The sequence below is a fragment of the Psychrobacter sp. PP-21 genome, from assembly GCF_033790785.1.
GTDB lineage: Bacteria > Pseudomonadota > Gammaproteobacteria > Pseudomonadales > Moraxellaceae > Psychrobacter.
Genome location: NZ_JAMYEB010000003.1, coordinates 117,767 through 131,548 on the forward strand (window position 1 = coordinate 117,767; position 13,782 = coordinate 131,548).

General features: G+C 42.5%; 15 protein-coding genes. 9 read left to right on the top strand and 6 right to left on the bottom strand.

Annotation, left to right across the window (positions count from 1 at the left end; all coding sequences use genetic code 11):
• Window positions 1-30: 30 nt before the first annotated feature.
• Window positions 31-369: a DUF3817 domain-containing protein gene (locus NJD71_RS04575; RefSeq protein WP_319050763.1), complete on the top strand. Its 339-nt coding sequence runs from the start codon at window positions 31-33 to the stop codon at window positions 367-369.
• A 121-nt stretch (window positions 370-490) separates the two neighbouring features.
• Here NJD71_RS04575 and NJD71_RS04580 read toward each other — a convergent pair whose 3' ends face one another.
• Complete coding sequence (locus NJD71_RS04580; protein ID WP_319050764.1) at window positions 491-622, bottom strand: hypothetical protein; 132 nt, start codon at window positions 620-622, stop codon at window positions 491-493.
• A 210-nt stretch (window positions 623-832) separates the two neighbouring features.
• Window positions 833-1,330, bottom strand: a complete 498-nt coding sequence (locus NJD71_RS04585; protein WP_201547512.1) for a hypothetical protein — start codon at window positions 1,328-1,330, stop codon at window positions 833-835.
• Between the two features lie 762 nt (window positions 1,331-2,092).
• On the opposite strand from NJD71_RS04585, the gene NJD71_RS04590 reads away from it, so the two are divergent.
• Window positions 2,093-2,713, top strand: a complete 621-nt coding sequence (locus NJD71_RS04590) for a class I SAM-dependent methyltransferase (protein ID WP_319050765.1) — start codon at window positions 2,093-2,095, stop codon at window positions 2,711-2,713.
• 96 nt (window positions 2,714-2,809) lie between these two features.
• Here NJD71_RS04590 and lptG read toward each other — a convergent pair whose 3' ends face one another.
• Window positions 2,810-4,018, bottom strand: a complete 1,209-nt coding sequence (lptG, locus tag NJD71_RS04595) for an LPS export ABC transporter permease LptG (protein ID WP_319050766.1) — start codon at window positions 4,016-4,018, stop codon at window positions 2,810-2,812.
• Window positions 4,018-5,310: an LPS export ABC transporter permease LptF gene (locus NJD71_RS04600; protein WP_319050767.1), complete on the bottom strand. Its 1,293-nt coding sequence runs from the start codon at window positions 5,308-5,310 to the stop codon at window positions 4,018-4,020. The genes lptG and NJD71_RS04600 overlap by 1 nt, the downstream gene beginning before the upstream one ends.
• A 532-nt stretch (window positions 5,311-5,842) precedes the next feature.
• Between NJD71_RS04600 and NJD71_RS04605 the strand changes: the two genes are divergently transcribed.
• The 4 genes from NJD71_RS04605 (at window position 5,843) to sstT (ending at window position 10,290) form a co-directional block, all read left to right on the top strand.
• On the top strand, window positions 5,843-6,460 hold the full coding sequence (locus tag NJD71_RS04605) for a cysteine hydrolase family protein (RefSeq protein WP_319050768.1): 618 nt from the start codon (window positions 5,843-5,845) through the stop codon (window positions 6,458-6,460).
• Window positions 6,461-6,654: 194 nt separating this feature from the next.
• The gene (locus NJD71_RS04610; protein WP_319050769.1) at window positions 6,655-8,286 is read left to right on the top strand and encodes a leucyl aminopeptidase; all 1,632 of its coding nucleotides are present in this window, start codon (window positions 6,655-6,657) and stop codon (window positions 8,284-8,286) included.
• A 7-nt stretch (window positions 8,287-8,293) separates the two neighbouring features.
• Window positions 8,294-8,758 carry a DNA polymerase III subunit chi gene (locus NJD71_RS04615; protein WP_319050770.1) on the top strand — a complete coding sequence of 155 codons (465 nt, stop codon included), beginning with the start codon at window positions 8,294-8,296 and terminating at the stop codon, window positions 8,756-8,758.
• 329 nt (window positions 8,759-9,087) lie between these two features.
• Complete coding sequence (gene sstT / locus NJD71_RS04620) at window positions 9,088-10,290, top strand: serine/threonine transporter SstT (protein WP_319050771.1); 1,203 nt, start codon at window positions 9,088-9,090, stop codon at window positions 10,288-10,290.
• 78 nt (window positions 10,291-10,368) lie between these two features.
• Here sstT and NJD71_RS04625 read toward each other — a convergent pair whose 3' ends face one another.
• On the bottom strand, window positions 10,369-10,692 hold the full coding sequence (locus tag NJD71_RS04625) for a chaperone modulator CbpM (RefSeq protein ID WP_319050772.1): 324 nt from the start codon (window positions 10,690-10,692) through the stop codon (window positions 10,369-10,371).
• Between the two features lie 98 nt (window positions 10,693-10,790).
• A complete protein-coding gene (locus NJD71_RS04630) occupies window positions 10,791-11,810 on the bottom strand; it encodes a DnaJ C-terminal domain-containing protein (protein ID WP_319050773.1) in 1,020 nt (339 codons plus the stop codon).
• Between the two features lie 279 nt (window positions 11,811-12,089).
• On the opposite strand from NJD71_RS04630, the gene NJD71_RS04635 reads away from it, so the two are divergent.
• The 3 genes from NJD71_RS04635 to NJD71_RS04645 all read left to right on the top strand — a co-directional run bounded on the left by NJD71_RS04635 (window position 12,090) and on the right by NJD71_RS04645 (window position 13,763).
• A complete protein-coding gene (locus tag NJD71_RS04635) occupies window positions 12,090-12,440 on the top strand; it encodes an IS630 transposase-related protein (protein ID WP_102093161.1) in 351 nt (116 codons plus the stop codon).
• Window positions 12,367-12,933: an IS630 family transposase gene (locus NJD71_RS04640; RefSeq protein WP_442967649.1), complete on the top strand. Its 567-nt coding sequence runs from the start codon at window positions 12,367-12,369 to the stop codon at window positions 12,931-12,933. Before NJD71_RS04635 ends, NJD71_RS04640 begins: the two co-directional genes overlap by 74 nt.
• A 467-nt stretch (window positions 12,934-13,400) precedes the next feature.
• Window positions 13,401-13,763 (top strand): septal ring lytic transglycosylase RlpA family protein, encoded by a 363-nt coding sequence (locus tag NJD71_RS04645; RefSeq protein ID WP_319050774.1) that lies wholly within the window; start codon window positions 13,401-13,403, stop codon window positions 13,761-13,763.
• Window positions 13,764-13,782 lie beyond the last annotated feature (19 nt).

Consider the following 13,782-nt stretch of genomic DNA (forward strand, 5'->3'; position numbering starts at 1 on the left):
ATTGGTTCATGATCGTCAGAGGAATACATAGTGTCGCAAGCTCAGCCATCTACCTTATCTACCCTAACTAAACAACAAAATGCTGCCCTTCGAAATCTTACTATTTTAGGTTATTTAGAAGGCACGTCTTTTTTATTATTACTAGGCATCGCCATGCCGCTAAAATATATGCTTGGCATTCCTGAGGCAGTGAAATATATTGGCATGGCGCATGGCGTATTATTTATCGCTTATATCTTGATGCTGCTGTTTGCGGCGAGCAAAATTAAAATGCCGCTTTGGGCACTACCTGCTGGGGTTCTCGGCTCGTTTTTACCTTTTGGGCCTTTTGTGTTTGATCATGTTTTAAAGAAAAGGTTGGGGAACTAAGATTAAAATTTTTTGTATGCTGGCAACGCTTAGGAATGTAATATAAAGAGTTATCTTCGAAGATAAAAAAATGGCAACAGCTCTAAAGCCATTGCCATTTTATAAAATTAAACTCTAGCAGTTAAAAATCGAAAGACAACTGCTGATTTGGATAACTACGGCAATGTTCACAAACGCGTTCCCAGCGTTTGAATCTATACCGCCAGTACCAACGTACATGAACGGCTTTAGGGTAGAAACATTCTTTAGCCATATAGGCCTCCTGACTTCTTATAATTAATGAGATATCAATTTACAAGTAGCCACAGAGGCATAGACAATGCCTAACATTTAATATAAAGTATGTGTGTACCCTGCAAAAGTACAAAATACCTTAAAATAATGATAGTCATCAACCTCTGAGACTACTCATTTTTTTTGGTTTTTAATTTCTAAGCTCAGCAATTGTCGTTGCTGAGCTTTTTTAATCCTCCATATTTTGTTCCTCCTCTTCGCTCACTGGTTGTAAAGAATAAACGCCTTTCTTACTAGGAAGAGAATATATTAAATTTTTACTAATCATTCTATATAACTTTGCACCGAGCTTTTGACGCTCAAGTATTTCACCAGTTTTATGGTAAACTCGAATCATTATTTTATCGATACTTGCAATACCACCCAGATCTTCAACAACTTCCATTAATAGGAAATCCTGTTTATCTGATTCGGAGATATTAAGCTCTGCAATTAGTTCAGGAGGTAAACCAATAAGGTCATTAGGAGTGATATAGATAGAGTTTGAGGAGGGTTTTTCTCTATAGTTATTTTCGATAAACTGTTTTAAAGATAGAAAGTCCTTGGACCTATTACGGTAGGCATCAGCTCTTACTTGATCACCTTGCTGTTCAAAATGACCGCTACGTGCCACTTGATAAGTTGCTTGTTCGTTGACAAAATCTAGTACTTTGGGTAAACTATCCATTACTACCTCATGTAGTATTCGTAAAAAAATGGTACAGCCTGAGCTGTTTAATAATCCATTACTCTATTTGAAAAACTGCTCCTGAACGCTCTCTTTAGTCGGATAGCTCGCTCAGGGGCTTTTTCTTGTCTCTATAACTTAGATTCTATTGCATACTTTAATGCAAGTCAAGGTGGTTAATTGAGATTTTGAAGTATAAAGCAATGAGTAACGCGATTTTTAAGAAAGGCCAAGAGCTGAAAACTAAGAAAAATAAATAATATACTATATTTTTCAACATGTTACATAGAAAGAATCTATCTTGTCATATATATTTGGTATTCAGTTAACTATATTTTAACGAATGTAACTTGCTCAAAAATTTAAAATTAACATATCGACGTCTTAGAAATGCTGTTTATCATCCTTTAACAGCTGTCTTCCCCATTTAAATCTCGCAATAATACAATAGTCGCCTTACGGTGCAGTTTAGCCCTGACTGGAGCAGTTATCCTGTCATAACTGCTAGATTGCGAAGGCTTGGTAGGTCAGGATGTCGCGGTAGCAGCAACCTGACCTGTCTATAGCCGTGCCCTAGCAGATATGGCAGATAATAGCGGACGGCAGGATCAGCTCCTATCACAATTTTTGCAATAACGACGTCCCACAATACAATAGATAGCTGCAAACCCATCCTTTTCTCGCTACAATACCCATCATACGATGCGCACTGTCTAATTGGACAACGCACCCCCTTTTACCTATTCATTATCTGAGAATCCTATGAGCCACCCACTAAATCATAAGCCACCTGCCGACCTCCTCAAAAACGCCGAACACTGGCGCGAAGACATTAACTTTCGCCAAGACGTACTGGGTAAGCCGTTTGATTTTGCGACCACGTGGGGTATTTTTTCACCGCAAAAGCTCGATGATGGTAGCCTGATGCTGCTTGATTATGTAGATTTCCAAGACGATGATGATTCGATCGATTTGGGTTGTGGCTATGGTGTGCTGGGTATGACAGCAGCACGTGAATGTCCAAATGGTCAGCATACGCTCATTGATAAAGACTTTATGGCGGTAGAGTATGCGCGCCGTAACTGTGAGAAAAACGGTCTAAACAACGTCGATGTGCATTTATCAAATGGCTTTAACCATGTAGCAGCCGACAAAGACTTTAGCCTTGTGATGTCGAACTTGCCAGCCAAAGTAGGTAAAGAGCAGCATTATCTGTATTTCCTCGATGCTTATGCGCGCATGCGCAAGGGTGGACGTTTTTATGTCGTGACGATTAATGGCTTACGTCAATTTGTGAAACGCTCATTTACCGAAGTATTTGGCAATAGTGAAAAGATTAAACAAGGTAAAACCTACACAATTACTATGGCGATTAAAGAATAATATTTAGCATTGAGTCACAAAAGATCGTCAAAAAAAGCACGCTACCTCTGATGTAACGTGCTTTTTATTGGTTTATTCAAGGGTATAGGTTGTCTGCTACATTTGTCGTTTTATCAAATAACCACCGAGCGCTGCACTGCCGATAATTGGTAGTAACACCATGAGCATGGGCGAGAATCCTGTGGCGAGCGATACAAACCCAACCAAGTCTTGAATATAGCTAAATAGCAGACCGAAAAGCAAGGCCACGACGATACGCAAGCCTAAGCTATGCGTACGTAGCGAGCCAAAGACAAAAGAGCAAGCAACGATGACCAATGATAATATTGACAAGGGTGACAGCAGCTTTTGCCAGAACGCCACTTCATGCTCTAAGGAGCGATTGCCCTGTTGACGCATAAAGGTACGATGCTCATAGAGCTGCGTCAATGACAAGTCCTCTGCTTTTCGCGTGAGCAAATACACGGACTCTGGGGCAAATGGTAAGCTGAGGGTATCTGATGCTGAGACCGCTTGGCTACTTTCAAAACCCTGATTGATACTGAGCTTGACCATATCGTTCAGTTGCCACTCGTAGCGATACTGCTCGCTTGGTTTATCGCTGCTAAGATCAATCGGCTCACGCCCAGTATATTTGCCACCTTCAGCATGAACTGCCGTTTGCAGATTACCGTTGTTATCTAAATGCCAACGTTTGACCTCGCCAATGTTGCCTGCGACATCGGCATAATCGATGTACAAAATATCGCTACCATCAGGTATGGCACTACCATCCTCTGCACTATCAAACCGTGGCTGTATCGTCCAATAGCCGCGTACTGAGGTAACCAGAGAGATATTATCCTCGTCATTAATCTGCTTTGCCAATTGATTGGAAGAGGGTAAGACGAACTGATTGATCGCTAATGCCAATAGCACAAAAATCAAAGCGGGTTGTAATACCCAGCCAACGATACGATAGATGCTGACTCCAGCTGCACGCATAACAACCAACTCGCTTTTATTAGCGAGTAAGCCCAGTCCGATAACAGCGCCAAGTAAGGCACCCGTTGGAATAAACTGCTCTAAAAAGTAAGGCGAACGATAGAATATATATTTAAGCGCCTCACCCATCGTATAGCTGTCATCCAAAGAATCAAGCTCTGACAAATAAGAAAACACCAGCTGCAACGCCCATAGACCCATAACAGCAGCGATAATAGCAAGCAAGGCATTAAGTTTGACGTAACGGCCTAGCACTTTTAGGCTACCTGGTTTTTTGGCCAGTTGATCAGCGCTTGCAGACTTAGCAAATAAAGAGCGCATTAAGACTGCCCTCCTGATGAGCGGTGATTTTTATTATCGATATCACTATGTGCAGTGGCTGCAGCCAGTCTATTTTCTTGTTTGCGAAAACGCAGGCGATGTTGCACACGGCTACCCCAATTCAAATAGAGCGCCAATGCCATAAACCCTAGCACTAACCATGCATATGCCCACACGCTGACGCTGCCTTTGCTCACCGCATTTTTGAGCGAGATGATACCTAACGCACAGCTCACAAATAACAAGATAGAGGGAAACAAACGCAACCAACGTCCTTGGCGTGGACGTACTTGTGCAAGCGGTACTGCTAGCATCGGTGCGATAATCATCAGCCATGGTAATGCGAGACGGTAACCTAGCTCACCTTGAGCGGCACGCAGCGCGTTATTGGTACTGGTCTGTGCGTCACCGGTTGCAGCGCGCCATAGCGGTCCAATTGGCTGGGTCTCTATATTGTCTTCGGTGATGACATCTTGTGAGGATTCGGTCAGGGTGATGCGATAGCGATCAAAAGTAACTTGATTGTATTTTAAGCTGCCTGCGCCCACTTCGTAACGACGACCTTGGAATAAGTCCAATTGTGTCACGCCACTATTACCCGTATTTACTTGCTCAGCACGCTTGGCAAGCGTAATCGTATCCTTGCTGATATTTTGTGCACTACTACTTATAATGTCTTTTGGCATATCGGAGATGCCGACTTGATCCGCTGTCTTTTGATCAATAGTGTTGTTCATATCCGCAGCATCTTTAGTATCACTGCCTTTTGACGCAGGTTCAGACTGAATCAGGATCACATCTTGCAGTTTTTTCTTATCATCGCTGAGACTGCCTACATATAAGTGATAGTTACCGCTACTGATAAACTCATTCGGTCGAATCAAATCAAACGCACTGGTCAGTGCTTGTTGCTGCCAGACCGCCTCAGATGAGCGTACGCCCCATGGTTTACCCACAATAGACAACGCAGCCTCTCCAACGAACAAGGCCAATATCAATGGCGTCATCAATCGCGCCAGTCTGCCACGAGACACGCCACTAGCATTAATAACCGCCATTTCTTGATCAACATATAAACGACCAAACACCAGCATCAAGGCAATAAAAAAGGCTAACGGCAATATCAATTCTAAAAAGTACGGCAGATTGTACCCAATGATTGTGAACAGTAGGCTAACATCCAAACGCCCTTCGGCAGCAATGCCAAAATAACGTATCAAACGTCCACCAAGCATCATCACCACCAAAAACCCCAACACCAGTGCAGTGGTCGAGGCAACTTGCTGAGTCATATAGCGGCGTAATATCACAATGGGTACTCTTAAACAGTTGGTAGGCGCGTGGTTGATTGAGCAGTTCTCATCGAATGTAAAGACGACGATAATGCAGCATGGTCAAGACATAAGTTCAAATAGACCTTCAGATCTCAGCAAATACTGCTGGACGACTGATTAGTCATACTAAACAAATACAAGCGGCAAATATAACCGCTAATGCTAGCATGTTTTGCCTAAAAATGGCTGTGAAATGTGTTTGAAAACATTACCTACACCTTGCTGATCGCGCATTATTGACAGTAAGATAGAAATATAGCAAATATTGGATGAAGCAGTGACCCAACCTTAAATGAGGTTAAATGAAAAGACCTCTCTTCCATGATATTTTTGCTTTATTTATTTTAGAAAGGTTTGTTTGTCGTTCGTATCACCGAGTGCGTATGACCAATATTAATTGCTAGACTGAGTGACATTGCTAAGTAAAGCTAAGTAAAAAGATGCCAAGTGCAAAAAATACTTTTATATCGTTAAATGGAGAATAAGATCAATGAATAATACGACGTCTATCCCCTCTACCCTACTTGAACTCGCTGGTGGCACGTTTGATGCACTCGACTGGTCGAAGTGCGCGCTCGTGCTTATTGATTATCAGAATGAATATGTCGATGGCGCGATGCCATTAGGAGACGCTGGTACTAAAGCGATTGAAAACGCGCAGCGCTTACTTGATAAAGCCCGTCAGCAAAACGTGCCTGTCTTTCATATTACCCATCACGGCCCCGAAAACGGCAATGTCTTTGATCCCCTATCAGCCAATGTTGAGATTGTTGAGCAGCTCCAGCCGCAAGATGGCGAGGCGGTGATTACCAAAAAACATCCTAATACGTTTCACGATACTCAGCTACAGTCAATGATTTCATCTGCATCAAGGCAGCAAATTATTTTTGCAGGCTTTATGAGTCATATGTGCGTCAGCTCAAGCGTTCGCGCTGCATTTGATTTGGGCTTTGATAGCTTTGTCTGTCATGACGCTTGTGCAACTCGCAACCTACCTAGCACCAAACAAGAAACTATCAGTGCTGAAGTTATGCATGATACGGCGATGGCAGCATTGCAAGATAGATTCAGTGCCCTAATGACGACAGACGAATTGGTTAATGGCTAAGTCTTAAAATGATCGTGTAAATTGGCGCAGTAAAATTGTACGAACTTATTACCTAAGCCTTGCTAACTGCGCACTATCATCGCAATATGCTACACTACTGTGATTGCTCAATAGGCCAAATAATCTAATAATTTAACAGGCATACGCACTCATACGAACGCTGTATTTTTTATAACTCTAATAAGGATAACGATATGAATATCAAATTATCTCAGCACCTACCAAAGACCCATACACAAAAAATGCTAAAAAAAGAAGCCAAAAGCAAAGACGACGCTTGTCTGGTTGTATTGGTCGATGATAAGAAAAACATTCTTGCAGAATCTGTGCTGGGCGAATATACCGCTCGTATTGAGCAGTTGATCGACGTGTCACATTTCAAAGGCACTGCTGGTGAGACCGTTGCTGACTATGCGTTGGCAGGTGATAAAAAGACAACCAAACAGAATCCTGTACAATTACTGCTAGTCGGTGTGGGCAACACGGATAAGTTCAATAACACTGTATTGCAAAAAATTGCTAAGACCATCTATAGCAGCACACAAAAGCGTGTGTCTTCTATTACGGTTGCATTGGGCGACGCGCTAGAAGAGAATCACTTTGGTCAATTTGCGCTCAATCTACTAGCCGCCAGTTATCGTTTTGATAAGTATAAGTCTGAGCAAGCGACGCCTGTATTGACTGATGTCTACCTAGTAGCTGATGACACCTTGCAGCCTGCACTTGCATTTGCTCAGTCAGTATTTGCCGGTCAGAGCCTCACTCGTGACGTGGCTAATGAGCCAGGTAATATTTGCTTCCCAGCCTATATGGCAGAACAAGCTCAAGAGCTTGCAACCACTTATCCTGATTTGTTGACCGTCAAGGTACTTGGCGAAGACGAGATGACTGCGTTAGGTATGCACTGCTTCTTAGCCGTTGCACAAGGCTCTACCAAAGAAGGCAAGCTAGTACTGATGGAGTATCGCGGTAAATCAGCATTTGGTACAGAGGCAGGAGCGACTGAGACAACCAGCAGCAACGCAAAAGTATCTGGTCTAAAAGCACTGGCTGATAAGCTACCAACCAAAAAGTCAGCTAAGAAAGCAGACAATGCTAGCGATGATGCCCCAATTGTATTGGTCGGTAAAGGGGTTACCTTTGATTCAGGTGGTATTTCAATCAAGCCAGGTGCAGCAATGGATGAGATGAAGTTTGATATGGGCGGTTCGGCGTCAGTACTTGGTACCATCAAAGCCTTGTGTGAAGCACGTCTACCCATCAATGTCGTTGGCGCACTCGCTTGTGCTGAAAACATGCCATCAGGTGATGCCACACGTCCAGGCGATATCGTAAAAGCGATGAATGGTAAGTCAGTTGAAATCTTGAACACGGATGCCGAAGGTCGCTTAGTGCTCGCAGATACCTTATGTTATGTACAGCGCTATAATCCGAAAGCCATTATCGATGTCGCTACCCTGACTGGCGCTTGTGTGGTTGCTTTAGGTCATGTGCGTTCAGCGGTATTTAGTAACGATGAAGATGTATTGTTTGACTTAGAAAATGCAAGTAACCTATCAGGCGATCTTGTCTGGCATATGCCATTGGATGACGAGTATCAGGCTCAGCTTGATTCACCAATCGCTGATATGCAAAACATCGGTGGCAAAGGCGCTGGTGCTGTCACCGCCGCCTGTTTCTTGTCGCGCTTCGTTGAAGAAGGTCAAGCATGGGCACACTTAGACATCGCTGGTACCGCATGGAATTCAGGTAAAGACAAAGCAGCAACTGGTCGCCCTGTGCCACTATTCATGCAATATCTAAAAAACAGCGCAGACAGAGTATAAGCGTTCTATGAAGATCAGCTTTTATATATTAAGTGAGAGTAAAGCCCAAGATTTCTTGGGCTTTGTTTGTCAGTTGACTCAGACAGCGCTCAATAAAAGCGATCAGTCTTTGCTTATTTTAGTTGAAGATAAAGCGTTACTATCAGACCTAGATACGGCACTTTGGGCACACGACGCCACGAGTTTTATACCGCATCAGTGTCTTTTAGATAATCAGACTGATATCGACATGGCGGCTAGTAAGTCTATGACACCTGTATTGCTTGGTAATCATATGCCAGCAGACTTCAACGGTATTGTACTCAATACTACCGCACATCCTGTTAATGATTTTATGGTGGCTACTAGTAATGCCAAACCTTCCAGAGTCCTTGAGCTGATCAAACCAGATACGGCAAGTACCCAAGCGGGCCGTGATAAATATAAAGCGTATCAACAATCAGGCTATGAGTTGACCCACTTTAAGGTTTAGTTTAGCTTTTACCTTGTCACTTTGTCTGTTTGCCACTTTTTATAGAATTTGCTATCACAAAATCTACTTGTTACCTGATATATCGCTGTCTTTGATGCCTCATTGTTGAGGCATTTTTATTGCCTAGATTTAGCTAAGTATTATCTAGGTATAACCCTTTCTAGCGTCATAATTTATCCTATTCTATATGTTCGCCTACTACCTTCCACTTTGCGTACGGCACTCGCTGCTATGAGCGGTATGCGAATATGCCAAAAAATGCTACCATCCCTCGACAAATTTCCCCTTAAACAATTCACTTACTTTTGACAGACGTCGAGGATATACACATGCGTTCATTGACTGCGATGTATCAGCGTATAGGACTGGTGCCGCTCATTATTATTGGTTTGGTGTTAGGCGTACTGATCGGTTGGCTTGCACCAAGTGTGGGTACTGCCATAGGCTTACTCGGTACCCTGTTTGTCGGTGCGTTAAAGGCAGTTGCTCCCATCTTGGTATTTGTTTTGGTCATGGCAGCAATTAGTCAGCACCGCAGTGGTAATGAAGTCTACGTAAAGCCTGTGCTGATCATGTATATGTTCGGCACTTTTTTGGCCGCACTAACCGCAGTCGGTGCCAGCTTTTTATTCCCGACGAATTTGGTCTTGGTAAACGCCGATATCGCGCAAGTACCACCTGCTGATTTAAAAGAAGTATTAACGAACTTGTTAATGAATCTGGTCGCAAACCCGATCAATGCCATCGCTGAAGCCAACTACATCGGTATATTAGCATGGGCGATTATCATTGGTTTTGCCTTGCGTCAGGCCAGTGATAGTGCGCGCAATGTCGTTGGTGATTTTGCTGATGCCATCTCACAGGTCGTTAAGTGGATTATTGCGTTGGCACCATTTGGTATTTTGGGACTGGTCGCCAGTACTGTCGCTGAGACAGGTTTTGCTTCTTTGGCAGGTTATGCACGTATCTTGATGGTACTCATCAGCTGTATGCTATTTATTGCTTTGGTTGCTAATCCATTAATTGTCCTTGTGAAGACTGGCAAAAACCCTTATCCCCTTGTGTTTACTTGCTTGCGTGAGTCAGGTATTACGGCCTTCTTTACCCGTAGTTCAGCCGCCAACATTCCAGTCAATATGAACCTGGCACGCAAGCTGGGTTTACATGAGGACACGTATTCAGTAACCATTCCACTGGGTGCCACAATCAACATGGCGGGTGCTGCAATCACAATTAACGTATTAACGCTTGCGGCCGCTCATACGCTAGGTATCGAAGTTACATTTGCATCAGCACTATTGTTAAGCCTCGTTGCGACGGTCAGTGCGTGCGGTGCCTCTGGTGTGGCTGGTGGTTCGTTATTGCTCATTCCATTGGCGGCAAGCTTATTTAGTATTCCAAATGATATCGCCATGCAAGTGGTGGCCATCGGCTTTATTATTGGCGTCATTCAGGACTCAGCAGAGACAGCCTTGAACTCTTCAACGGATGTACTATTTACCGCTGCCGCTGATCCTACTTACTCGCGCTAATGTTTGGCGCAGCATCTCTATAAACATAAAAAAGGGCCTTTGAAGGGCCCTTTTTTATTGAGTATTACCAGTAAATAACTACTTTATACTGTCTATATCAATCTCTATAACTGGGGATTGCAGCTCTGTTTGACGTTTGAGTTGGCGTAGCTGCTCAACTTCATCTAATAACTCAATAATTAAACCAATAGCAGGTACACTGGCTTCAAAATCACGACTCAACCGTGAGGCGCGGCGTACGGTCGTCAACTGATAGCCAGTGAACTGTTCGCGCTCTGGCACATCATATTCAATGATATTTTCCTCGATTAATTCAATGACCCATTGGCGCTCTTGACCACAGGCCGTGACTAGCTCATCTAAACTCATGATAATGTCAGTAAATTCAGTCGAGTGTTTCATAGCTATTATCCTCGTTTGCTCTATTTCATCGTTATCCTAGTCATCTCTACGCGTAGCTTATCATTATAGTGATAGATGACTCTTATCAAGGGCGTCGTCTAACGGTTGATACTGGTATCAGCAAAGGCTTGCTTGAGCTGTTCATACGCATCGATGGCCTCTTCGCTACTGATATCAGGATTGACAATATTTAAAGTTAAGTACAAATCGCCTGATTGTTTGGCAGGAATACCCTTACCCTTTAGACGTAAATTGCTACCTGATTTGCTATTTTTGGGCACCGTTACCCCAAGCGTACCCGCTGGCGTACTGACGTTAATTTTTTCGCCCAGTGCCGCTTCCCACGGTGCGATATTTACGGTCTGGTAGACATCCGCGCCTTCTATTCGGATATTGGCATCGTGGCGAATTTTAACCTTTAAAAACAAGTCACCATTTTTACCATGACTATTACCAGCAGCGCCTTGTCCAGCCAACCTGATCTGCTTACCATCCGTGATACCCTTTGGAATTTTTATTTTTAGGGTTTTGTTGTCATAGTCGACGTTGCCATTAGCTTGGCGCACAGGGACATTTAGTTTGATACTATAATCGTCACCACTATATACTGAGGATAAATCAACCGTAATCTCGGCATGTTGGTCCTGACCTTTGCTATCTTGCGTACCAAAATCACTACCAAACTGATCAAACCCGCTGCTTTGAGAGCGGCTACCCGCTTGCCCACCAGCTGATCCACGCGCGCCGCGACCGAACGCTGAGAAAATATCATCAAAGCGAAAACCACCGTCACCAAAAGCCTCACCATCACCAAACTGGCTTTTGATATCTTCCCAACGAAACCCGCCTTGCCCTGCAGCACTCTGTCCACCAAAGCCACTTGCGCGGCTTTGATTTGCAAATGGATTGTTTAGCATCGCGTCATACTCAGCGCGCTTGTCTTTGTCTCTGATGGTCTCGTAAGCGTTGTTTATTTCTGCAATCTTGTTGTCCGCGTCGGGGTGGTCGCTGACATCAGGGTGATATTGACGAACGAGCTTACGGTATTTCTTTTTGATATCAGCATCTGAAGCATCTTTTTTGACCCCTAAAATGTCATAGTAGTTTTTCTCTGCCATGTTATTTCCCTCAAAATAAAAGCATATTAGTGATATCGGTTCACCAGTTTCGAACGATAGGTCATAACTGACCACTTAATATTGATATATTATCTATTTCTAACTTACCTTTTATGGTAGTAATAATAAAGACAAACACCGTTATATAAATATTACCAGCCACGACGTATAGCTATGCTGAGACTCCAAAATGCAGATAAATAAGTACTTTTACTCTATAGTCTAATCCAAATAAAACCGATACAATATTTATAACAATCTTAATTAATGAAATAAACAATGACTTATTCAATAGACTATCGCAAACAGGTACTTTCTAGCATCGCTGATGGCATGACCATACGAGAAGCTGCGCTGTTTTATGGACTTAGCACCAGCACCATTCACAGCTGGCAGCAGAACCTAACTCCTAAAACAACCAGAAATAAAGCACCAACTAAAATACCTGATGACGCATTGATTGAAGACGTAAAAACATATCCAGATGATTATAACTATGAAAGAGCTCGTCGCTTGAACTGTAGTAAGACTGGCATCTTTAATGCTTTAAAGCGTCTTGGTATCAGTCAAAAAAAAGACCTTAGAACATCCAAAAGCGTGTCCGATAAAAAGAGCGGTATTCCAGAATAAGCTTGATAGCTTTACGCAGCAAGGCTACCCCATTGTCTATATATACGCGCGCGGCTTTGAGGCTGAAACCATTCGTTCTCATGGCTATGCACCGATTGGTACACCCTGTATCGATAGCTACAACTGGCAAGCAAAAAAGCGAACCAACGTCATCGGAGCTCTCTATGAAAAAATGCTTTTTGCGCTTGATTACTTTGAGCAGAACATCAATGGCACCATATTCTACGACTGGTGCAAACACACTTTAATTCCAAGTCTCAAGACTAAATGCGTGATTGTCATGGATAACGCTCGGTTTCATAAAAGCAAACGTATTCAAAAGCTACTCAACAGACATGGCCATCGTATTCTTTGGCTACCACCGTACAGCCCTGATCTAAACCCTATCGAGAAGAAGTGGGCACAGGCTAAGTTTCTACGCCAAGGGTGGATGGAGAATAATCTACCTAAACTATTTTATGATATGGGCTGTATCGATTTTATAAAGACTTAACTATAAGCTAGGTATTTATTAATTGATAAATATTTTTTATGAAGTGTTCAAAAGCGTATTTAATTTCTTATATTAGTGGTTTGGAAACACTATAGAAAGGTTTTGTTACATTCAGTAGCCAGTGTTTTAATAGATGTAAACCGCCTTAATTATGCTATATCGATAGTATTTGTATTTATATATTACCCATTTGCATTGTATTATCCCGTCTCCAGTATTTTGTCAGCTTGTTTATGAGAACCAATCTCTATAACATCATATTTAGCTTTTTTAATATCAATTTTTCTTGCCAAAAACAGATTTTTCTCCTTAAAAAACAATCATTTGACCTCATGAGTTTTTTACACAGCAGTAATAATATGACAAGCTATCTCTTGTAGAATCCCCTCATTATTCATACTCATAGGGAGTATAGATAGCGTAGGCAAGAGCATCTGTCTATTTTATTAATTGCTTATAGGTATTAAATGTCTTATTTAATCAAGTCTTTGGTTGTCGCGTTATCACTATTGCTGAGCACTACAGTTTTTGCTGGTAATACCAGTTACTACGGTAGTAAGTTTCATGGGAAGCGTACAGCGAGTGGTAGTATCTTCAATATGAACTCTTTAACCGCTGCACATCGCACGTTACCGTTTGGTACGAAGGTTCAAGTAACCAACCAAAAGACAAAGCAGAGCGTGGTTGTAAAAATCACCGATAGAGGTCCATTTATTCGTGGGCGCATCCTTGATTTATCGAAAGCCGCTGCTGGTCAAATAAACTGTAAACTTTGTACGACCACAATGGAAGTACTGTCTTACGGTGATGGTAAATACCGTAAAGAATGATGTTATAGATCTAAAAAAA

Coding starts and splice junctions, on each gene's coding strand:
- NJD71_RS04605 (WP_319050768.1), top strand. CDS start 5,843: ATGAATAATACGACGTCTATCCCCTCTACCCTACTTGAACTCGCTGGT.
- NJD71_RS04630 (WP_319050773.1), bottom strand. CDS start 11,810: ATGGCAGAGAAAAACTACTATGACATTTTAGGGGTCAAAAAAGATGCT.
- NJD71_RS04645 (WP_319050774.1), top strand. CDS start 13,401: ATGTCTTATTTAATCAAGTCTTTGGTTGTCGCGTTATCACTATTGCTG.
- NJD71_RS04580 (WP_319050764.1), bottom strand. CDS start 622: ATGGCTAAAGAATGTTTCTACCCTAAAGCCGTTCATGTACGTTGGTAC.
- lptG (WP_319050766.1), bottom strand. CDS start 4,018: ATGCGCTCTTTATTTGCTAAGTCTGCAAGCGCTGATCAACTGGCCAAA.
- NJD71_RS04585 (WP_201547512.1), bottom strand. CDS start 1,330: ATGGATAGTTTACCCAAAGTACTAGATTTTGTCAACGAACAAGCAACT.
- NJD71_RS04600 (WP_319050767.1), bottom strand. CDS start 5,310: ATGACTCAGCAAGTTGCCTCGACCACTGCACTGGTGTTGGGGTTTTTG.
- NJD71_RS04590 (WP_319050765.1), top strand. CDS start 2,093: ATGAGCCACCCACTAAATCATAAGCCACCTGCCGACCTCCTCAAAAAC.
- sstT (WP_319050771.1), top strand. CDS start 9,088: ATGCGTTCATTGACTGCGATGTATCAGCGTATAGGACTGGTGCCGCTC.
- NJD71_RS04625 (WP_319050772.1), bottom strand. CDS start 10,692: ATGAAACACTCGACTGAATTTACTGACATTATCATGAGTTTAGATGAG.
- NJD71_RS04615 (WP_319050770.1), top strand. CDS start 8,294: ATGAAGATCAGCTTTTATATATTAAGTGAGAGTAAAGCCCAAGATTTC.
- NJD71_RS04635 (WP_102093161.1), top strand. CDS start 12,090: ATGACTTATTCAATAGACTATCGCAAACAGGTACTTTCTAGCATCGCT.
- NJD71_RS04610 (WP_319050769.1), top strand. CDS start 6,655: ATGAATATCAAATTATCTCAGCACCTACCAAAGACCCATACACAAAAA.